The sequence below is a fragment of the Ruegeria sp. AF2 genome (assembly GCF_056542025.1).
In genome coordinates this window covers 311001-330744 of record NZ_JBQFZC010000004.1, presented here as the reverse complement: position 1 = coordinate 330744, position 19744 = coordinate 311001, and the positions used below count along the sequence as shown (strand labels likewise).

Genomic DNA, 19744 nt, shown 5'->3' with positions numbered 1-19744 from the left:
ACGCGATGTCCTTTTGCCTACGGCACGCTGCTTTGAGGAAGAGCTTGAAAGGGGTGACCAATGAAAACGATTATGCTGAAAATGACGATTGGCTTGGGCATCATGGTACTGGCAGCGCAACAAGTCAGCGCACAGAATTGTGCGCCACGCGAGGACGTGATCAAGCGATTGGCAAAGTCCTATGGCGAAACCCGACGAGGCATCGGTATTGCGCGTCAGGGAGCGGTGATGGAGGTTTTTGCCTCGGACCAAACCGGCAGCTGGACCATTGTTGTGACCTTGCCGGAAGGTGTGACCTGCCTGATCGCCTCAGGCCAGTCTTATGAAACACTGGCCGAAGCATTGCCGCCCAACGCCTAAACCAGCGCATCCCAAATAAGTTTGCTTCCCGTCAGGGTCAGCAAGACGTAGGCAATGTTGAAAAACAATCGTTCGGAGAGCATGAAATGCGCCCGGACGCCCAGCCAGGCCCCGAGGATCGCAAACGGGGTCAGCAACAGGTCTGCCAAGGCTGTGTGCCAGGTGAAGAGGCCCAGATAGGCGAAGGGCACGAATTTGACGGCGTTGATTACCCAGAAGACCAGCACGGTCGAGGCTTGAAATTCGGTTTTCGTCAGGCGTTGTGACAGCAGGTACACGGCGGCGGGTGGGCCGCCCGCATGGCTGACAAAGCTGGTGAATCCGGCGATCAGCCCGGCAAACAGGCCCGCCGATGGAGGCAATCGGTTGGCAAAGCCCCGTACCCAGCCTCTGGTCTGGGCAACGTGCCAGATCACGAAACCGACCGATATTCCGCCAATCAACAGACGTAGCAGATCGTCATCCGTCGCACGATAAAGCCACGCGCCCAGCGCGATACCGGGTACTGCGCCCAACATCAGAAGGCGCGAATCCGGCCAGCTCCAGCGTTTCCAATACGGCTTTAACGTCGCCAGATCGATCACCATCAGGATCGGCAGCATTAGCGCTAGCGCCTGTCCTGGCGTCAGCATCAGAGCCAGAATCGACGAAGATGCAAACGCCACTCCCGAGCCGAACCCACCTTTCGAGATGCCCGCGAAGATCACCGCCGGGATCGCCACTGCAAAAAACATCAGGTTCATCTCGAACATCAGGCACCCCGGAAATATGCATGATTCACAGGCGGTTTAGCGCAATCGGCGGGGTGGGTGCAAACGGTATGCGGTGGCATGCCGCGCCGCAGAAGGCTTGCGTGACGCCGCTTTTGCGACTAGCACAACCGCGATTTCAAAACCGACCGGAGATATTCCAAATGGCCAGACCCAAGATCGCGCTGATCGGCGCAGGTCAGATCGGCGGCACGCTCGCCCACCTCGCTGCAATGAAAGAACTTGGTGACGTCGTGCTGTTCGACATCGCCGAAGGCACCCCGGAAGGAAAGGCGCTGGACATCGCCGAATCCGGTCCCTCGGAAGGCTTCGACGCCAAGCTGAAAGGCACCCAGTCCTATGAGGATATCGCCGGTGCCGACGTCTGCATCGTCACCGCTGGCGTGCCGCGCAAGCCGGGCATGAGCCGCGACGACTTGCTGGGCATCAACCTGAAGGTCATGAAATCGGTCGGTGAAGGCATCGCCGCAAACGCTCCGGATGCGTTCGTCATCTGCATCACCAACCCGCTGGACGCGATGGTTTGGGCGCTGCGTGAATTCTCGGGCCTGCCGCACAACAAAGTCTGCGGCATGGCGGGCGTTCTGGACTCGGGCCGTTTCGCACACTTCTTGTCGGAAGAGTTCAATGTGTCCATGCGCGACGTCACCGCCTTTGTTCTGGGCGGCCATGGCGACACGATGGTGCCTTCGGTACGCTACTCGACCGTTGCCGGTATCCCGCTGCCCGATCTGGTTGAGATGGGCTGGACCACGCAGGAAAAACTGGACGCCATCGTTCAGCGCACCCGTGACGGCGGCGCAGAAATCGTTGGCCTGCTGAAGACCGGCTCGGCTTTCTATGCACCGGCGACTTCGGCGATCGAAATGGCCGAAGCCTATTTGAAAGATCAGAAGCGCGTTCTGCCTTGTGCAGCCTATTGCAACGGCGAACTGGGTGTCGACGGCATGTATGTCGGCGTGCCTACCGTAATCGGTGCAGGTGGTATCGAGCGCGTCGTCGACATCAAGCTGAACGAAGAAGAACAGGCCGGTTTCGACAATTCGGTCAATGCCGTTAAGGGCCTGATCGAAGCATGCAAGGGCATCGACAGCTCGCTGGCCTAAGTCACGAACCCTAAAACCAATGAACCGGCCCTCTTCACGGGCCGGTTTTCTTTTACACGGTGCCAAGCTGGCTAAAAGATGTTCGCGCAAACGTCGCAAAACTCATCTATGAATGTGTTTTGTGGGCATGATCCCGGATCATCGAATCAATTTCCACGCCCCGCAATTTTTGTGATCACACCCCAAAAACCTGTGATCACAAATACTGAAAATCTTCGACAATTTCCCGTGACCCGTCAAAAAACTCTTTAATTTTGGCGCTTAGACACCCCTATAACGGTGTAATCGTAGTCAGACGGGACAATTTCGATGAACATTCACGAATATCAAGCCAAAGCGCTTCTTCGCAGCTATGGCGCTCCGGTCTCCGATGGTCGCGCAGTTCTGCGCGCCGAGGAAGCCAAAACCGCAGCCGGTGAATTGGACGGGCCGCTTTGGGTCGTCAAGGCGCAAATCCACGCGGGTGGTCGCGGCAAGGGTTCCTTTAAAGAGGCCGACGCCGGTGAAAAAGGCGGTGTCCGTCTGACCAAATCGGTGGAAGAAGCCGCCGAAGAAGCCAAAAAGATGCTGGGCCGCACGCTGGTCACCCATCAGACCGGCCCCGCAGGCAAGCAGGTGAACCGCATCTACATCGAAGCCGGTTCGGGCATCGAACGTGAACTTTACCTGGCCCTGCTGGTGGACCGCCAGACCAGCCGTATCTCATTCGTATGCTCGACCGAAGGCGGCATGGACATCGAAGAGGTGGCCGCTGCGACGCCTGAGAAAATCCTGTCCTTCTCGGTTGATCCCGCCACTGGTTATCAGCCCTATCACGGCCGCCGCATCGCGTTCTCGTTGGGACTGGAAGGCGCGCAGGTCAAACAATGCGTCAAGCTGATGAACCAGCTCTACAATGCCTTCGTCGAGAAGGACATGGAGATGCTGGAGATCAACCCGCTGATCGTCTCGGACAAGGGCGACCTGAAAGTACTGGACGCAAAAGTCGGCTTTGATGGTAACGCGGTATACCGCCACCCGGATATTGCCGAGTTGCGCGACACGACCGAGGAAGACCCCAAGGAACTGGAAGCGTCCAAATACGACCTGAACTACATCGCGCTGGACGGTGAGATCGGCTGCATGGTCAACGGTGCTGGTCTGGCGATGGCGACGATGGACATCATCAAGCTTTACGGTGCCGAGCCTGCCAACTTCCTGGATGTTGGCGGTGGCGCGACCAAAGAGAAAGTGACCGAGGCGTTCAAGATCATCACCTCGGATCCGAACGTCAAAGGCATTCTGGTCAACATCTTCGGCGGCATCATGCGCTGTGATGTGATTGCCGAGGGCGTCGTTGCCGCGGTGAAAGAGGTGGGCCTTCAGGTCCCGCTGGTCGTGCGTCTGGAAGGCACGAATGTCGAGAAGGGCAAAGAGATCATCAACACCTCGGGCCTAGACGTGATCGCGGCGGACAACCTGAAAGACGGTGCCGAGAAGATCGTGAAGGCGGTTAAAGGCTGAGTGTCATCCCGTAGGGTGGGCTTCAGCCCGCCTTTCCCAAGATTTTGGCGGGCAGAAGCCTGCCGTATAAAGGAGAACGCCAGATGGCAGTCCTCATCGACGAAAATACCAAAGTGATCTGTCAGGGCTTTACCGGCTCGCAGGGCACATTCCACTCTGAACAAGCCATCGCTTATGGCACCAAGATGGTCGGCGGCGTGACACCCGGCAAAGGCGGGATGGAGCACTTGGGTCTACCAGTGTTCAACTCGGTCCACGAGGCCAAGCATGTGACCGAAGCCAATGCCAGCGTGATCTACGTGCCGCCGCCGTTTGCAGCGGATTCGATCCTCGAGGCGATTGATGCCGAGATGGAAGTGATCGTCTGCATCACTGAAGGCATCCCCGTTCTGGACATGATGAAGGTGAAGCGTGCGCTGGAAGGGTCGAACTCGCGCCTGATCGGCCCGAACTGCCCCGGTGTCATCACGCCCGACGCCTGCAAGATCGGCATCATGCCCGGCCACATCCACAAGCGCGGCTCGGTCGGCGTTGTGTCGCGTTCCGGCACCCTGACCTATGAGGCCGTCAAGCAGACCACCGATGTGGGTCTTGGCCAGTCCACCTGCGTGGGCATCGGCGGCGACCCGATCAAAGGCACCGAGCATATCGACGTGCTGGAGTGGTTCCTGGCCGATGACGAAACCCACTCGATCATCATGATCGGTGAGATCGGTGGCTCGGCCGAGGAAGAAGCTGCGCAGTTCCTGGCGGATGAGGCCAGGAAGGGCCGCAAAAAGCCGACCGCCGGTTTCATCGCAGGCCGCACAGCCCCTCCGGGCCGCCGCATGGGCCACGCGGGCGCGATCGTCGCTGGCGGCAAGGGCGGTGCCGAGGACAAGATCGAAGCCATGCGCTCGGCCGGTATCATCGTGGCCGAAAGCCCGGCGCAGCTGGGTGAAGCTGTGCTGGAAGCCATCGGTTGACCAGAATTTGACTACTTTGGGAGGAGCGGTAAACATGACTTTCGGCGAAGCCATTAAAACCTGTTTCTCCAAGTTTTTCACCTTTTCGGGCCGTGCCTCGCGGCCCGAATACTGGTTTTTTTTCCTGTTCATCATGATCTGGAGCATCATTGCCGGGATCATCGACTGGCAGTTCTTCACTCAGGTCGCAGTGACTGAAACCGAAACATCCAAATCCGTCACGGCCACCTCAACAGGCCCGGTCCAAAGCATCGTCAGCCTGATTGTCTTCTTCCCGCATCTGGCCGTTGCATGGCGGCGGATGCATGATACCGGGCGCAGCGGGCTTTATGCTTTGCTGCCGATCCTGCTGATACTTGGTGCGCTTGCCGTCCTGATCTTTGGCATCGGCCTTGCCAGCCAGTTCCATGGCGGCACGTTGGATATCCTGTTCACCCGCGCAACTCTTCTTATTGTCATTCCGACACTTCTTGTCCTGTTTGTGTCGCCCCTCCTGGTTCTGTGGTGGCTGACCCGCCCCAGCGAACCAGGCACCAACCAATACGGTCCCAACCCATATGAGGTAGCCCAATGACCGAACACTCGCCCAACACCGCCTTTCATGCCTCAAGCTTCATGCAGGGGCATAATGCCGAATATCTGGAGCAGCTTTATGCCCAGTACACCAAGAACCCCGGTGCGGTCGACGCAGCCTGGGTCGAGTTCTTCAAGGCCATGGGCGATGACGCGCCGGATGTGCAGCGCGAGGCCGAGGGGCCTTCGTGGGCACGCAGCGATTGGCCTCCGATGCCTGCGGATGATCTGACCGGTGCGTTGACTGGCGAGTGGGCCGAGATCGACGCCAAGGCGGCAGGCAAGAAGATCAAGGGCAAGGCCGAAGCCAAGGGGGTCGAGGTCAGCGATGACCAGATCAAGCGCGCGGTGCTGGACAGCCTGCGGGCGCTGATGCTGATCAGGGCCTATCGTATCCGGGGCCATCTGGCAGCTGATCTGGACCCGCTGGGCATGCGCGCCGCCAGTACGCATCCCGAGCTGGACCCGAAGACTTACGGGTTCACCGATGCTGACATGGATCGACCGATCTTTATTGACAACGTGCTGGGCCTGCAGATGGCCAGCATGCGCCAAATCGTCGAGATCGTGAAGAGGACCTATTGCGGCACCTTCGCGCTGCAATACATGCATATCTCGAACCCAGAAGAGGCCGCGTGGCTGAAGGAACGCATCGAGGGGTTCGGTAAGGAAATCGCCTTCACCAAGGAAGGCCGCAAGGCGATCCTGAACAAGATGGTCGAGGCCGAGGGTTTCGAGAAATTCCTGCATGTGAAATACATGGGCACCAAGCGGTTTGGTCTGGATGGTGGCGAGGCACTGATCCCCGCGATGGAACAAATCATCAAGCGCGGCGGCGCCTTGGGCCTCAGCGATATCGTCATCGGTATGCCACACCGGGGTCGTCTGAACATTCTGGCCAATGTGATGGGCAAGCCCTATCGCGCGATCTTCAACGAGTTTCAGGGCGGCAGCTTCAAGCCCGAAGACGTGGATGGATCAGGCGACGTGAAATATCACCTCGGCGCGTCAAGCGACCGAGAGTTCGATGGCAATAGCGTTCACCTGTCGCTGACCGCAAACCCCTCGCACCTTGAGGCGGTGAACCCGGTGGTTCTGGGTAAGGTCCGCGCCAAGCAGGACCAGTTGAACGACGAAGACCGCACCAAGGTGATGGGCATCCTCCTGCACGGTGATGCGGCCTTTGCCGGTCAGGGTGTTGTCGCCGAAGGCTTCGGCCTGTCGGGTCTGAAAGGGCACAAGACCGGCGGCACCATGCATATCGTGGTAAACAACCAGATCGGCTTTACCACCGCGCCACATTTCAGCCGTTCCAGCCCTTATCCAACGGATATCGCGCTGATGGTTGAAGCTCCCATCTTCCACGTGAATGGCGACGACCCCGAGGCGGTGGTGCATGCCGCCAAGGTGGCGACCGAGTTCCGCCAGAAGTTCCACAAGGACGTGGTGCTGGATATCTTCTGCTACCGCCGGTTTGGTCATAACGAGGGTGACGAACCCATGTTTACCAACCCGATCATGTACAAGAAGATCAAGACGCATAAGACCACGTTGTCGTTGTATACCGAGCGCCTTGTCAGGGACGGGCTTATCCCCGAAGGCGAGATTGAAGACATGAAGGCGGCCTTTCAGGCACATCTGAATGAAGAGTTCGATGCCGGGAAAGACTACAAGCCAAACAAAGCCGACTGGCTGGATGGGCGCTGGTCGCATCTGGACAAGCACAAAGACGAATACATGCGCGGTGAAACCGCAATTACACCAGAGACGCTGGCCGAGATCGGCACCGCTCTGACCAGCACCCCTGAAGGTTTTGCGATGCACAAAACCGTGGGCCGGTTGCTGGACCACAAAAAACAGATGTTCGAAAACGGAACCGGCTTTGACTGGGCAACGGGCGAGGCTCTGGCGTTTGGCTCTCTGCTGACCGAAGGCTACCCTGTACGTTTGGCCGGACAGGACGCGACGCGTGGCACATTCAGCCAACGCCATTCCGGATTTGTCCATCAGGAAACCGAGGAACGGTATTACCCGCTGAACAATATCCGCAAGGGCCAATCACATTATGACGTGATTGACTCGATGCTGTCCGAATACGCGGTGCTTGGGTTCGAGTATGGCTATTCACTGGCCGAGCCCAACGCGCTTGTTCTCTGGGAAGCACAGTTTGGCGATTTCGCCAATGGGGCACAGATCATGTTCGATCAGTTCATCAGTTCGGGTGAATCGAAGTGGCTGCGGATGTCTGGTCTGGTCACGCTGCTGCCACATGGGTTCGAAGGGCAAGGCCCAGAACACTCATCTGCACGGCTTGAGCGGTTTCTGCAAATGTGCGGTCAGGACAACTGGATCGTGGCGAACTGCACAACGCCTGCGAACTATTTCCACATCCTGCGCCGTCAATTGCACCGGACCTTCCGCAAGCCGCTTATCCTGGTGACGCCGAAGTCGCTGCTGCGCCATAAGCTGGCGGTCAGCAAGGCCGAGGAATTCACCACAGGCTCGAGCTTCCATAGGGTGCTGTGGGATGATGCTCAACAGGGCAACTCGGACACTAAACTGGTGGCAGATGACAAGATCAAGCGGGTCGTCATGTGCTCGGGCAAGGTCTATTTTGATCTGCTTGAGGAACGCGATGCGCGCGGCATCGACGACATCTACTTAATGCGGATCGAGCAATACTATCCTTTCCCCGCGCATTCGCTGATCAACGAGCTTGAGCGCTTCAAGGGGGCCGAGATGGTCTGGTGTCAGGAAGAACCCAAGAACCAGGGTGCTTGGACCTTTATTGAGCCCAATATCGAATGGGTTCTGACCCGCATTGGCGCAAAACACACTCGTCCGGTCTATGCCGGTCGCGCAACTTCGGCCTCGCCCGCGACGGGTCTGGCCAGCCAACACAAAGCCCAACAAGAAGCGCTGGTGAACGAAGCGCTGAGCATTGAAGGAAAGTAAACGATGACGATTGAAGTTCGTGTTCCCACGCTGGGCGAGTCTGTCACCGAAGCCACCGTTGCGACTTGGTTCAAAAAACCCGGCGATGCAGTCGCCGTAGATGAGATGCTATGTGAACTTGAGACCGACAAGGTCACGGTCGAGGTGCCCTCACCCGCTGCTGGCGTGATGGGTGAGATCGTTGCAGCCGAAGGTGAGACCGTGGGCGTCGATGCCCTGCTTGCCACGATAGCGGCGGGCGAAGGGGCTGCGCCTGCTCCGGCAGCGGCGGCCCCGGCCCCGGCGGCAGCGGCACCCGCAGCATCAGGCGGCAGTGTAGATGTGATGGTGCCGACATTGGGTGAATCCGTCACCGAGGCTACAGTCTCGACATGGTTCAAACAGGTCGGCGACAGCGTTGCACAGGATGAAATGCTGTGCGAACTGGAAACCGACAAGGTCTCGGTCGAGGTCCCTGCCCCGGCGGCAGGCGTTCTGGCTGAAATCGTTGCGCCTGAAGGCAGCACGGTCGATGCTTCTGCCAAATTGGCGGTGATCTCGGGCGCAGCCGCTGGTGCGGCAGCGGCTCCGGTGGCAGCCGTCGCCGCTCCGGCTGCAGCCAGCACAGGTAAAGACGTGTCCAACGCTCCATCGGCTGAGAAAGCGATGGCCGAAGCTGGTCTGTCTGCGGATCAGGTCACTGGCACCGGACGCGATGGTCGTATCATGAAAGAAGACGTGGCAAAGGCAGTTGCAGCAGCTACGGCCCCAGCGCCTGCGGCGGCTGTGCCCGCCCCCGCTGCCCAAGCTCCGCGCGCGCCTGTGGCTGCCGAGGATGCGAGCCGCGAAGAGCGCGTGCGCATGACCCGTCTGCGCCAGACCATTGCCAAGCGCCTGAAGGACGCGCAGAACACCGCCGCGATCCTGACCACCTATAACGAGGTGGACATGACTGAGGTGATGGCCTTGCGCAACCAGTACAAGGACCAGTTCGAGAAGAAGCATGGCGTACGTCTGGGCTTTATGTCCTTCTTCACCAAGGCCTGCTGTCATGCGCTGAAAGAAGTGCCCGAAGTGAATGCCGAGATCGACGGCAATGACATCGTCTACAAGAACTTCGTGCATATGGGTGTGGCCGCAGGTACGCCGCAAGGGCTGGTGGTTCCAGTCATCCGGGATGCGGACTCGATGTCTTTCGCAGCGATCGAGAAAGCCATCGCCGAGAAGGGCAAGCGCGCCCGTGATGGTAAACTCTCGATGGCGGAAATGCAGGGCGGCACTTTCACGATCTCGAACGGAGGCGTCTACGGCTCGCTGATGTCTTCACCGATCCTGAACCCGCCGCAATCGGGCATTCTGGGCATGCACAAGATCCAGGATCGTCCCATGGTCATCAATGGTGAGATCAAAATCCGCCCGATGATGTATCTGGCGCTGTCCTATGATCACCGTATTGTGGACGGCAAGGGTGCGGTGACATTCCTTGTCCGCGTAAAAGAGGCGCTGGAAGACCCGCGCCGTCTGCTGATGGATCTTTAAGATGGCGACTCATGTACTGTGGCAAGCCGATGTGGCCGATTTCGATGCCTGGCTGAAAGTGTTCCGCGAGGATCAACCGATGCGCAAGGCCGCGGGTATCCGCGACCTGCATGTCTGGCGCGATCCAGATCAGCGGGATCATGCGATAGCGATGTTCGAGGTTATGAATCTGGATAAGGCCAAAGCCTTTTTTGGGTCCGAAGAACTGGCGATGCACCACGAACGCGGCGGCATTGCGCATATATCAATCAAGCTGCTGGAACCCGTTTGAAATATAGGTACCCGACCCGCCATACCGGATCGGGACGCTGCCGGATCAGCCGGTCGATTTAGGAGAATGTAATGGCAAATTATGACGTCATCGTAATCGGCGCCGGACCAGGCGGCTATGTCTGCGCCATCCGTTGCGCCCAACTGGGCCTTAAAACCGCAGTTGTCGAGGGGCGCGAGACGCTGGGTGGGACTTGCCTGAACGTGGGCTGCATCCCCTCGAAAGCATTGTTGCATGCCAGCCATCAGTTGCACGAAGCCGAACACAACTTTGCAAAGATGGGTCTGAAGGGGAAGTCACCTTCGGTCGATTGGAAGCAGATGCAGGCCTACAAGGACGAGGTGATCGATGGCAACACCAAGGGCATCGAGTTTCTGTTCAAGAAGAACAAGATCGATTGGCTGAAAGGTTGGGGCTCAATCCCTGCTGCGGGCAAGGTCAAGGTTGGTGATGAGGTCCATGAGACCAAGAACATCATTATCGCGTCGGGCTCTGAGCCATCGGCACTGCCTGGCGTCGAGGTTGACGAAAAGGTCGTGGTGACTTCGACCGGCGCGTTGTCTCTGGGCAAAGTTCCCAAGAAAATGATTGTGATCGGTGCCGGTGTGATCGGGCTTGAATTGGGCTCGGTCTACAGCCGTTTGGGCGCAGAGGTGACGGTGATCGAATTCCTCAAGGAAATCACGCCGGGTATGGACCCCGAGGTTCAGAAGACTTTCCAGCGCATCCTGAAGAAACAGGGTTTGAAATTCGTCATGGGCGCTGCGGTGCAAAAGACCGAAGCCACCAAGACCAAAGCCAAGGTAACGTACAAGCTGCTCAAAGATGACAGCGAGCATGTCATCGATGCTGATACTGTGCTGGTGGCCACCGGGCGCAAGCCATATTCGGATGGGCTGGGGCTGGACGCTTTGGGCGTCGAGATGACCCCGCGCGGCCAGATCAAGGTCGGTAGTGATTGGCAGACCAACGTGCCGGGCATCTACGCCATCGGCGACGTGACCGAAGGCCCGATGCTGGCCCACAAGGCTGAAGACGAGGGCATGGCCGCAGCCGAGCAGGTTGCAGGCAAGCATGGTCATGTGAACTATGGTGTCATTCCTGGGGTCATCTACACTTGGCCCGAAGTGGCCAATGTGGGTGAGACCGAAGCGACACTCAAAGAACAGGGCCGCGCCTACAAGGTCGGCAAATTCATGTTCATGGGCAATGGCCGGGCCAAGGCGAATTTCGCAGCCGACGGGTTCGTCAAGATTCTGGCAGACAAAGAAACCGATCGCATTCTGGGCGCGCATATCATCGGCCCCGCGGCCGGAGACCTGATCCACGAGGTTTGCGTCGCCATGGAATTCGGCGCATCAGCCGAAGATCTGGCCCTGACCTGTCACGCTCACCCGACCTATTCCGAAGCAGTGCGCGAGGCGGCGCTCGCCTGTGGTGACGGGCCAATTCATAGCTGACCAAACCTGAGCAGGTCCTCTACCTAGTCTCCTTGAGCGGCACCCCGTGTCGCTCAAAACCATTTGCGGCAGGTGATCAGACGCGGTTTACTGACTCCATTGCTTTTGGAAAGGAAGTCAGATGAGCGTCAGTTTACAGGTGATCTATCCCATAGGTACAGAAACACATTTCGATTTCGACTATTATGTCGACACACATCTTCCGCTTGTCGGCGAGCACATGGGGTCACATATCGAACGTACGGTCGTAACCAAAGGCATTGCGGGAGGCCCGGATGAGGCGGCGGGTCACTACGCGATCGCAACGATCATATTTGAAGATCAGGAAGCGATGAACGACGGTATGTCAAAGGCAGGCCCTGTACTGGCTGATCTGCCAAATTTCACCAATGTCAAACCGCAGATGCTGATCGGTGAGGTGATCGGCTGAATCAGAACCATGTTTACCTACCACATGGTTTTTGCGGCGCGGGCACCCCATTCCTGATCATATTGCGCGCCGCCTTCTTCTCCTGACGTCATCTCCGAGAGGATCTCGCCGATGGTTGGCAGCCCATCGGATTCATCCCGCCCGCTCCATGTTTGCGCGCGCATCAAGGCGCGGGCACATTGGGTGTAGATTTCGGAAATTTCGATCACGATGACGGTCGCGGGGCGCTTCCCGTTTTTCTCGAACCGGGCGCGCAGGGCTTCATCTGCAGTCAGTTGAGCGTTCCCATTTACCCGAACCACATTGTTCGAACCGGGCACCATGAACAACAATGAGACGCGTGGATCGAGTACGATATTTCGCAGGGAATCCAAGCGGTTGTTTCCCCGCCAATCCGGCAGTGCCAGGGTGCCTTGGTCCAGTTCCAACACAACTGGCCCTTCATCTCCACGCGGGCTGCCATCGACACCTTCGGAGCCGACGGTGCTGAGGATACACAGGCGTGAGGCCATAATCCATTTGCGGTAGAGCGGTGTTAGCCGCCGCGCCACTTTGCGTATGGAGGCTGCGCCGGGTGTGCCATACAGAGCCTCAAGGGCAGTGATATCCTTAACGAATTCCATCCGGGTCAAACCCCACTTCTCGCATCAGTTCGTTGGACCGTGTCTCAATCACGTTTTCCAGCCGTTCCAGAAAGTCATTCCGCGCAACGCCGGGTTCGATTGGATTTAGGAAATCGACAATCGCCGTGCCGGGCTTGCGCATGACACCGGTTCTGGGCCAGAAGACGCCCGCATTTGTGGCAACGGGTACGCACGGGAACCCGAGACCTTCATACAGAACCGCCGTTCCAACCTTGTAGGGCTTGTGCACCCCAGGCGCGACGCGCGTACCTTGCGGGTAGATCACCAACTGACCGGGTTCGCTGAACTCGCGGGCGACATCCTTGACCATCTTCGCAACCGCCGCCCCGCGTTTGCCGCGATTGACCGGGATACATCCCAGACGGCGCGCATACATTCCGATGACCGGCGTCCACAGAAGCTCTCGCTTCATGATGAATTTGCCGTGTGGGATGGCGTCGAAGATTATGATGATGTCCAGAAACGACTGGTGCTTGGCGCCGATCACAACCTCGCCATGTGGGACTTCCCCGCGCACTTCGCAGCGAATACCAACCATCCAGCGGGCCAACCACTTGGTTGTGCGCGCATAGGTTTTGCATGCTCGCAATGCGCCACGCTTGGCGAACAGCGCATAGGGGGCAAAGACAAGCCCCAGTACCAGCATCCAGGCATAGATGGTGATCATGAAGATCAGCGACCGGACCCATTGAATAGCCATGAACATCACGAAAGCTCCTTCAACTTGCGCTGCGCGGCTGACCATGTGGCCAGAAACGCAACGGCCGCGCCCAATACCGGGATCAGCACGGGCAGGATCCAACCGATACCCTGAAACCCAAGGCCAGTGAGAAAACCACCCGCATCCGAGGCTTCGGGGAGCAACAATACACCCGTCATACCCAGCAAGGTGCCGACCGCTGCCCCAAACAGCGCCCGGAACGTAAAGCGGCGCACGAACGCTCCGGCGATGAACCGGTCCCGCGCTCCGACCTGACGCAGAACCTCGATTATCTGCGCGTTGGCGGCAAGCGAGGCGTTGGCGGCAAGCGTGATCATGGCGGCAGTGGCGCCGCCGATCAGCAGGATCGAAATCCAGCCCAGACGCCGCAGTGAATTGGCCGCATCAACCAATGGCTCGCGCCAGCGAGTGTGATCATCCAGCACTGCGCCCGGCACCTCAGCCCCTAGCCGCAGCCGCAGGCCAGCCGCATCAAGACCCGGCTCACCTTCGATAATCTCTATCAGCTGCGGGATTGGTAAAGTGTCCAGAGGCAAGTCCGGTCCGAACCAGGGTGACAGCAGTGTGGCCTGCTCTTCGCTCGTCAACGCGCGAGCCGAAGCCACACCCGGCGTTTGCTGGAGGACGTTCAAAGCAGCCTCGGTTTGCGCCGCACGTTGATCTGCGGGGGCATTGATCCGCAAGGTCGCTGCCCCCGCCAACTCTGAAGCCCAACGATCCGCCACACGGCCCGAGGCTAACGAAAGAGCCAGCGCAAAAACCGCCAGAAAGGCCATTGCACCAGACACGAACAGGGTCAATTGCGCGGTAAAGCCCGTGGGTGGCACCACCCGGTCGGCGCGGCTGTCACGGCGCAGCAAATTGCGGATCGTGCCCTTGCTCATAGATCCGCCCCCGCAAGCTGCACCCGGCGCTGCGCGATACGCAGAACGCGAGCCTGAACCTGGCTTTTGGCGGCGCGGATCAGGCTTAGGTCATGGGTGGCGATCAGCACGGTTTTTCCCATCCTGTTCAATTCGACCAACAGGCGCAGAAGTCGTTGCGACATCTCCCAGTCCACATTACCGGTGGGCTCATCCGCAAGCACTACATCGGGCGATAGGATGACTGCGCGGGCCAATGCGGCACGCTGACGTTCACCCCCCGATAATTCAGGCGGGTGCGCCTCAAGCCTGCTGCCAAGCCCGACCCAGCCCAGCAGTTCGGTCAGATCGTCCTGCTGCCCATTTTCAGAGCGCCCCGAGACCATCAGCGGCAACGCGACATTCTCGGCCAGCGTCATGTGATCCAAAAACCGGCAATCCTGATGCACCACGCCAATTCGGCGGCGCAGCAGCGCCATCTGATCACGGTCCATGCGGGCGATATCCTCGCCAAAGGCCATCAACCTGCCCGAGGTTGGCAACAACGCGCCATAACAGAGTTTCAGCAATGTGGTCTTGCCCGCACCCGAAGGCCCGGTCAGAAAGTGGAACGATCCGGGCTGCAATTGCAGCGAAACATCGCTTAGCAACTCACCACCGCCGTAGGTATAGCTGATATTCTCCAGCTCGATCACGCCTGCCCCCTTTATTCTGCTCACCTCTTGCCCGAGCGCAGCGGTGGATTCAATGCCTCGGGCGGGGCCAATTGGCGACACTTGGCCCGCGAAACCGAAAACACGCTTTGCTGTTGGGTCTTAACGGAATATCATCCCTGAAAAAACTATTATCAGGCCAGCCTTGAAGGCCAGGAGGCAGAATGCGTTTAACGTGTCCGAATTGCAGCGCCCAGTACGAAGTCCCGGACGAAGTGATCCCCGAGGACGGGCGCGAAGTTCAATGCTCGGCTTGCGAAGAGACCTGGTTTCAGGAAAAGTATCCAGTCGCCAGCAAAGCAGAGCCGGAAGCGAAATCTGCAACTGCAATCCAGGCAGCCTTTGCCGAACCGGAAGATGTTAAGTCAGAGGATGCGCCAGAACCCGATACGGCCAAGGCCGAGCCAGAAAAGGTTAAGGCAGAAGACACACCAGAACCCGATGCGCCCGAGGAATTGAGTGTTGGAAACGTAGACCCAGCGGTATCCAGCATCCTCAAGGAAGAGGCTGCACGCGAGGCAGAACTGCGCGAGCGTGAAGGCAGCAATCTGGAAAGCCAACCTGATCTGGCATTGGATCCGCCTGAAGAGCCCAAGGTCAAACCGAAACGGCCCTCGGCCACTGAAACCGCCGCTGACGCAGGTCAGAAAGATGAGCTGCCGGATGTTGAGGCGATCAACTCGGGTCTGCGCAGCGACTTGACATCGGACGAAGCTGAAGCCGTTGCTCCGGCCCGCAAATCCGGTGGGTTTCTGCGTGGCTTTGCCTTGATCATTATCATCGGCGTCATTCTGTTTCTGATATATGGCAATGCCAATCAGATCAGCGAGGCGGTTCCTCAGGCTGATCCGATGTTGAAATCATATGTCTCACTGGTCGATCAAGCGCGCCTTTGGCTTGAGACACAGACCGGGGGCGCAGGGCAGAACTAGAACCTTTCGAGCAATCGCTTGAGGTATTCCAACTCGATCTGAGGCCGATCCTGTTCACCGGTCCTACGGCGGATTTCATCCAGCAACTCGCGCGCACGGCGATATACATCTTCGCCTTGCAGCAGGTTGTCGTCGGTCGAGATTGATCCCACGGAACCTGGCGTACGACCCAATGGATCGCGGTTATTGGCCTGCATGTCGCCGGCCTCGGTCCCTTGACCCGGCTGGTTCTGCTGGTTCTGCGCCAGGGCTTCGCCCAGTGAACGCATGCCTTCGCGCAAGGCTTCCATCGCCTCGGATTGACGGTCAATCGCCTCGGCCAGATCATCGCTGCGCAAGGCGTCTTCGGCGTCGTCCATGGCCCGGCCCGCACGGCCCAATGCTTCGCGCGCAGCGTCGCCTTCGGGTGTACCACCGCCGGGCAGACCTTGTTGTTGCCGACTCAACTCATCCCGCAGCGCCTGCTGCCGATCCGCCAGTGACCCCTGACCTTGCTGGCCTTCACCAGCCTCATCCTGACCCTGGCCCCGACCGCCTTGGCCTTCATGGCTCTGGCCGCGTCCCAGACCACCGTTGCGACCCTCATTGCCCTGACTTTCGCCCGCTTGCGCACCGGGGTTGAACTGTTCCTGCAGGTCGCGGAATGCCTGATCGCTGAGGCCCTGTTGTTCGCGCAGGGTTTCTGCCAGCCCTTCCATGGCCTGCTGTCCTTCGGACTGGCCACCTTGGCCCTGCCCTTGTGTGACGCGCATGTTTTCCATCATTTGCTGGAACTCTTCCAATGCCTGCTGCGCTTCGGCCATGCGGCCTTGTTCCATGAGCTCCTGAATGCGGTCCATCATTCGCTGCAGGTCATCCTGCGTCATCTGCAGGGTTTCGCCGTTCTGGCCCTGCTGTCCTTGCTGCGTCTCACCGTTTTCCTGCGCCAGACGCTGGAGTTGCCGCATGTAATCCTGTGTCGCTTCGCGCAGCTCCTGCATCAGTTCGGCAATCTCTTCGTCGCTGGCACCGTTCTGCATCGCTTCGGTCAGACGCTCCTGCGCACGGCGCATCCGTTCCAATGCGTCGGCCAGCGTGCCATCCTCGATCAGAACCGCCAGATCCCACAGCGCTTGCGCAATTTCTTCCTGCTGTTTGACGTTCAGTGCGCCGTATTTGTCGAAGGTCTCCAGCCGCCGCAGGATCACACGCAGACGCAGATACGCTGTATCTGAGCGGAACAGGTCCTCGGGTAGGTGCGAAACCGCACGCAGCAATTGCGATACACGCAGCGCGTTTTCGCGCGACCAGAGCAGATCGCGCCGCTGTTCGATCACCGCAGCAGCCAATGGGTCAAAGAACCTACGGGCCGGCAGTTGTGTCAGATAAGGTTCTGCCACCGTCTCTTGAACTGCCGCGTCGATGGCCATGAGGGTTATTTTCACCGGCAAATGTGCCCAAGGGTGCTGCGAGAAATCCTCGATCAAGTCTTCGGTGAAATCGGTCCGATCGCCTGTAATCGGCATTGGCAACTCGACCGTAATGATCTCGCGCGGTTCTGGCTCGGTCGCAAGACCGAATTGACGGTTGACCGCTGGCAGGTCCAATTCGATCCGGGCTGTGCCGGAGACGATTCCATAGTCATCCGCAGCAGCGAAGGGCAGCTTCATCTGTCCGCCAGCCTCTGATTGCGCCACTCCTGCCGTCGCGATCCTGGGGGCAGTGTCTGGAAGGATCTCAAGCGCCCAATCGCGCCCTGCCGGGCCATCAATCCGCATCTGACCCGAGCGTTCGGCAACAAATTCCTGTTCCGGGTCCGTCGCGGCTTCGGTGCCCAGAGGCGTCGAAGTTTCCGTCAGACTATGTGCGCCGACCTCGCCATAAAATCGAAGCGTGATGCGGCTGCCTTTGGGCACTGTCAATGTTGGATCGGTCTGATCGGCCAGATAGAGCGTTGGCAGTCCGGTGTAGCGCGGCGGTTCAACCCAACCCTCCCAAGTCGGGCCCTGCCCCGCCTGAGCGGTCCCCGGCGTCATGTCAGCGACCGAGCCTATCCGCCAGAACGAGCCGAACAGAGCCGCAACGACGAGTGCCAATAAGGCAGCATAGCGAAGCGCATAGGGATCGCGAGACGCCAGCCGCAAGTCGGGTTTCACCGGATCGGCCTTTGATGCACGATCTGCCATGCGCGTCTGGTGCGCATGCCAGAGTGCCACCGAATCCGCATCCATCGCACCGATTGCCTGATCGTCCATCAGTGCTTGTATCGGGCGTCCGGGCAGGGTTTCATCCAGCCGAACCAGCGCCTCGGCCCGGGTTGGCAGGTGGAACCGTCTGATTCCCAAAACCGCTGTCGCAATTAAAGCAATCAATCCGACCGCTGCAGAAATCCAAACGGCTTCAATGCGCACAAGATCGTGCAGACCCAGCATCAGGGCGGCCAGCAGCGCCATAAGAATAGAAAAGAACGGCCAGAAGGCGCGCATCACCTGCTCGGCCAGCATACCCCCGTGCGTCAACCACAGGGACAGTCTTGGAATTGGCAAGGTCTGGTTGTCGCGCAAGGCGGGCCTCCTGATCGGCCCGACGCGCCTATCGCGTCAAAGCCACTCTGGTATGGTATCGCGGTTTATGATTTCGTCAAAGCTTGGGCGTTCACGAATTACGGCAAATTGATCCCCGTTCACCAGAACCTCAGGGATCAGGGGCCGCGTATTGTATTCGCTGGACATGACTGCACCGTAGGCACCTGCACTGCGGAATGCGATCAGATCACCCGATTTCAGAGGGGGCATGTTGCGCCGTTTGGCAAATGTATCACCAGATTCGCACACCGGGCCAACGATGTCATAAGGGCGTTGTTCGACCCCGGCGGCAGGTTCTTCGACCGCCACAATATCATGATACGCCTCATACATCGCGGGGCGGATCAGGTCGTTCATCGCGCCATCGAGGATCAGGAAATCGCGGTCTTCGCCGGATTTAACATAGATGACCTTGGACACCATCAGACCCGCGTTTCCGGCAATCAACCGACCGGGCTCAATCTCGATCTCGCAGCCCAGATGGCCCAGTGTTTTCTTGACCATCGCACCATATTCAACCGGCAGCGGAGGCGCGTCGTTGGAACGGGCATAAGGAATACCCAAACCACCGCCCAGATCGAGGCGGCGGATGTTATGCCCCTCTGCGCGTAGGCGCTCTGTCAGTTCCGCAACCTTCTTATAAGCCAGTTCAAACGGCTCAAGCTCGGTTAGTTGCGATCCGATATGGACATCGATCCCAATCACCTCCAGTCCCGGAAGGCTTGCGGCCAGTGCATAAACCTCGGACGCACGCGAGATTGGGATGCCGAACTTGTTCTCGGACTTGCCGGTGGCGATCTTGGCGTGGGTTTTTGCATCCACGTCCGGATTCACCCGAACAGTGATCGGCGCAACCTTGCCCAATTCCAGTGCAACCGCATTGATCACCTGCATTTCGGGCTCGGATTCAACGTTGAACTGACGAATTTCACCGGTCAGAGCGGTACGAATCTCATCCGCTGTCTTGCCGACGCCCGAAAAGACAATCTTGTCTCCGGGCACGCCCGCGGCTTTGGCGCGCAGATATTCCCCGCCCGAAACCACATCCATTCCCGCACCTGCCTGCGCCAGCGTCTTCAGGATGGCCTGATTGCTGGCCGCTTTCATCGCATAGCAGATAAGGTGATCAGTGCCCTCAAGCGCGTCATCGAACAGCTTGAAATGCCGCTGCAGCGTCGCCGTCGAATAGACATAGAACGGGGTTCCGACCGCGGCTGCGATTTCGGAGATTGGCACATCCTCGGCGAAAAGCGCGCCGTCGCGGTAGAGAAAATGATCCATGCCTGCGCGCTTAGACCAAAAGAGGTATGTGGATCAAATGATTCCGGTAGGGTTGTGGTCACCGTCGCGGTTCAGAACGTCTTTGACGCGCCAACCCTCGCATATCCTGAAACCG

18 protein-coding genes are annotated in these 19744 nt (G+C 58.7%); 11 read left to right on the top strand and 7 right to left on the bottom strand.

Annotated elements, in window-relative coordinates:
* Positions 1 to 60: 60 nt before the first annotated feature.
* Positions 61 to 360 carry a hypothetical protein gene (locus tag ACR0NM_RS14940; protein WP_480615416.1) on the top strand — a complete coding sequence of 100 codons (300 nt, stop codon included), beginning with the start codon at positions 61 to 63 and terminating at the stop codon, positions 358 to 360.
* On the opposite strand, the gene ACR0NM_RS14935 is transcribed toward ACR0NM_RS14940, so the two are convergent.
* Positions 357 to 1112: a sulfite exporter TauE/SafE family protein gene (locus ACR0NM_RS14935; RefSeq protein WP_480615414.1), complete on the bottom strand. Its 756-nt coding sequence runs from the start codon at positions 1110 to 1112 to the stop codon at positions 357 to 359. The genes ACR0NM_RS14940 and ACR0NM_RS14935 overlap by 4 nt on opposite strands.
* A gap of 161 nt (positions 1113 to 1273) precedes the next feature.
* On the opposite strand from ACR0NM_RS14935, the gene mdh reads away from it, so the two are divergent.
* The 9 genes from mdh (at position 1274) to ACR0NM_RS14890 (ending at position 11911) form a co-directional block, all read left to right on the top strand.
* Positions 1274 to 2236, top strand: coding sequence for a malate dehydrogenase (mdh, locus tag ACR0NM_RS14930; protein WP_170353522.1), 963 nt, complete (start codon positions 1274 to 1276; stop codon positions 2234 to 2236).
* A 309-nt stretch (positions 2237 to 2545) separates the two neighbouring features.
* On the top strand, positions 2546 to 3739 hold the full coding sequence (sucC, locus tag ACR0NM_RS14925) for an ADP-forming succinate--CoA ligase subunit beta (RefSeq protein ID WP_170395786.1): 1194 nt from the start codon (positions 2546 to 2548) through the stop codon (positions 3737 to 3739).
* An 83-nt stretch (positions 3740 to 3822) separates the two neighbouring features.
* The gene (gene sucD / locus ACR0NM_RS14920) at positions 3823 to 4704 is read left to right on the top strand and encodes a succinate--CoA ligase subunit alpha (protein ID WP_480615412.1); all 882 of its coding nucleotides are present in this window, start codon (positions 3823 to 3825) and stop codon (positions 4702 to 4704) included.
* Between the two features lie 34 nt (positions 4705 to 4738).
* Positions 4739 to 5278 carry a DUF805 domain-containing protein gene (locus ACR0NM_RS14915; protein WP_170395785.1) on the top strand — a complete coding sequence of 180 codons (540 nt, stop codon included), beginning with the start codon at positions 4739 to 4741 and terminating at the stop codon, positions 5276 to 5278.
* Entirely contained in the window at positions 5275 to 8232 is a 2958-nt protein-coding gene (locus tag ACR0NM_RS14910) for a 2-oxoglutarate dehydrogenase E1 component (RefSeq protein ID WP_480571508.1), read from the top strand. Before ACR0NM_RS14915 ends, ACR0NM_RS14910 begins: the two co-directional genes overlap by 4 nt.
* A gap of 3 nt (positions 8233 to 8235) precedes the next feature.
* The gene (gene odhB / locus ACR0NM_RS14905; RefSeq protein ID WP_170465910.1) at positions 8236 to 9750 is read left to right on the top strand and encodes a 2-oxoglutarate dehydrogenase complex dihydrolipoyllysine-residue succinyltransferase; all 1515 of its coding nucleotides are present in this window, start codon (positions 8236 to 8238) and stop codon (positions 9748 to 9750) included.
* A 1-nt stretch (position 9751) separates the two neighbouring features.
* The gene (locus ACR0NM_RS14900) at positions 9752 to 10021 is read left to right on the top strand and encodes a hypothetical protein (RefSeq protein WP_170395780.1); all 270 of its coding nucleotides are present in this window, start codon (positions 9752 to 9754) and stop codon (positions 10019 to 10021) included.
* 71 nt (positions 10022 to 10092) lie between these two features.
* Positions 10093 to 11481 carry a dihydrolipoyl dehydrogenase gene (lpdA, locus tag ACR0NM_RS14895; protein ID WP_170465907.1) on the top strand — a complete coding sequence of 463 codons (1389 nt, stop codon included), beginning with the start codon at positions 10093 to 10095 and terminating at the stop codon, positions 11479 to 11481.
* A 121-nt stretch (positions 11482 to 11602) separates the two neighbouring features.
* The gene (locus ACR0NM_RS14890; RefSeq protein WP_170733571.1) at positions 11603 to 11911 is read left to right on the top strand and encodes an EthD family reductase; all 309 of its coding nucleotides are present in this window, start codon (positions 11603 to 11605) and stop codon (positions 11909 to 11911) included.
* A 17-nt stretch (positions 11912 to 11928) separates the two neighbouring features.
* On the opposite strand, the gene ACR0NM_RS14885 is transcribed toward ACR0NM_RS14890, so the two are convergent.
* Genes ACR0NM_RS14885 through ACR0NM_RS14870 form a run of 4 tightly spaced genes read right to left on the bottom strand, consistent with a single transcriptional unit; the run spans position 11929 to position 14834 of the window.
* On the bottom strand, positions 11929 to 12534 hold the full coding sequence (locus tag ACR0NM_RS14885) for a pyridoxamine 5'-phosphate oxidase family protein (protein ID WP_480615410.1): 606 nt from the start codon (positions 12532 to 12534) through the stop codon (positions 11929 to 11931).
* A complete protein-coding gene (locus tag ACR0NM_RS14880; protein WP_170513904.1) occupies positions 12521 to 13261 on the bottom strand; it encodes a lysophospholipid acyltransferase family protein in 741 nt (246 codons plus the stop codon). Before ACR0NM_RS14880 ends, ACR0NM_RS14885 begins: the two co-directional genes overlap by 14 nt.
* A complete protein-coding gene (locus ACR0NM_RS14875; RefSeq protein ID WP_170408348.1) occupies positions 13261 to 14160 on the bottom strand; it encodes an FtsX-like permease family protein in 900 nt (299 codons plus the stop codon). The genes ACR0NM_RS14880 and ACR0NM_RS14875 overlap by 1 nt, the downstream gene beginning before the upstream one ends.
* The gene (locus tag ACR0NM_RS14870; protein WP_170423929.1) at positions 14157 to 14834 is read right to left on the bottom strand and encodes a cell division ATP-binding protein FtsE; all 678 of its coding nucleotides are present in this window, start codon (positions 14832 to 14834) and stop codon (positions 14157 to 14159) included. Before ACR0NM_RS14870 ends, ACR0NM_RS14875 begins: the two co-directional genes overlap by 4 nt.
* Before the next feature lie 182 nt (positions 14835 to 15016).
* Here ACR0NM_RS14870 and ACR0NM_RS14865 point away from each other — a divergent pair, with 182 nt between their 5' ends.
* Positions 15017 to 15784, top strand: a complete 768-nt coding sequence (locus ACR0NM_RS14865; protein ID WP_170597269.1) for a zinc-ribbon domain-containing protein — start codon at positions 15017 to 15019, stop codon at positions 15782 to 15784.
* Here the strand turns inward: ACR0NM_RS14865 and ACR0NM_RS14860 are convergent.
* Both ACR0NM_RS14860 and lysA read right to left on the bottom strand, forming a co-directional pair.
* On the bottom strand, positions 15781 to 18267 hold the full coding sequence (locus ACR0NM_RS14860; protein WP_480615570.1) for a TIGR02302 family protein: 2487 nt from the start codon (positions 18265 to 18267) through the stop codon (positions 15781 to 15783). The genes ACR0NM_RS14865 and ACR0NM_RS14860 overlap by 4 nt on opposite strands.
* Positions 18268 to 18363: 96 nt before the next feature.
* Positions 18364 to 19629, bottom strand: coding sequence for a diaminopimelate decarboxylase (gene lysA / locus ACR0NM_RS14855; protein ID WP_170626179.1), 1266 nt, complete (start codon positions 19627 to 19629; stop codon positions 18364 to 18366).
* Positions 19630 to 19744: the final 115 nt, after the last annotated feature.

Excerpts from the sequence above, each read along its gene's own strand:
- ACR0NM_RS14875 (WP_170408348.1), bottom strand. The coding sequence starts at position 14,160 with ATGAGCAAGGGCACGATCCGCAATTTGCTGCGCCGTGACAGCCGCGCC.
- ACR0NM_RS14915 (WP_170395785.1), top strand. The coding sequence starts at position 4,739 with ATGACTTTCGGCGAAGCCATTAAAACCTGTTTCTCCAAGTTTTTCACC.
- ACR0NM_RS14940 (WP_480615416.1), top strand. The coding sequence starts at position 61 with ATGAAAACGATTATGCTGAAAATGACGATTGGCTTGGGCATCATGGTA.
- mdh (WP_170353522.1), top strand. The coding sequence starts at position 1,274 with ATGGCCAGACCCAAGATCGCGCTGATCGGCGCAGGTCAGATCGGCGGC.
- ACR0NM_RS14900 (WP_170395780.1), top strand. The coding sequence starts at position 9,752 with ATGGCGACTCATGTACTGTGGCAAGCCGATGTGGCCGATTTCGATGCC.
- ACR0NM_RS14885 (WP_480615410.1), bottom strand. The coding sequence starts at position 12,534 with ATGGAATTCGTTAAGGATATCACTGCCCTTGAGGCTCTGTATGGCACA.
- ACR0NM_RS14865 (WP_170597269.1), top strand. The coding sequence starts at position 15,017 with ATGCGTTTAACGTGTCCGAATTGCAGCGCCCAGTACGAAGTCCCGGAC.
- ACR0NM_RS14890 (WP_170733571.1), top strand. The coding sequence starts at position 11,603 with ATGAGCGTCAGTTTACAGGTGATCTATCCCATAGGTACAGAAACACAT.
- lpdA (WP_170465907.1), top strand. The coding sequence starts at position 10,093 with ATGGCAAATTATGACGTCATCGTAATCGGCGCCGGACCAGGCGGCTAT.
- sucC (WP_170395786.1), top strand. The coding sequence starts at position 2,546 with ATGAACATTCACGAATATCAAGCCAAAGCGCTTCTTCGCAGCTATGGC.
- sucD (WP_480615412.1), top strand. The coding sequence starts at position 3,823 with ATGGCAGTCCTCATCGACGAAAATACCAAAGTGATCTGTCAGGGCTTT.
- ACR0NM_RS14860 (WP_480615570.1), bottom strand. The coding sequence starts at position 18,267 with ATGCTGGCCGAGCAGGTGATGCGCGCCTTCTGGCCGTTCTTTTCTATT.
- ACR0NM_RS14910 (WP_480571508.1), top strand. The coding sequence starts at position 5,275 with ATGACCGAACACTCGCCCAACACCGCCTTTCATGCCTCAAGCTTCATG.
- ACR0NM_RS14880 (WP_170513904.1), bottom strand. The coding sequence starts at position 13,261 with ATGTTCATGGCTATTCAATGGGTCCGGTCGCTGATCTTCATGATCACC.
- odhB (WP_170465910.1), top strand. The coding sequence starts at position 8,236 with ATGACGATTGAAGTTCGTGTTCCCACGCTGGGCGAGTCTGTCACCGAA.
- lysA (WP_170626179.1), bottom strand. The coding sequence starts at position 19,629 with ATGGATCATTTTCTCTACCGCGACGGCGCGCTTTTCGCCGAGGATGTG.
- ACR0NM_RS14935 (WP_480615414.1), bottom strand. The coding sequence starts at position 1,112 with ATGTTCGAGATGAACCTGATGTTTTTTGCAGTGGCGATCCCGGCGGTG.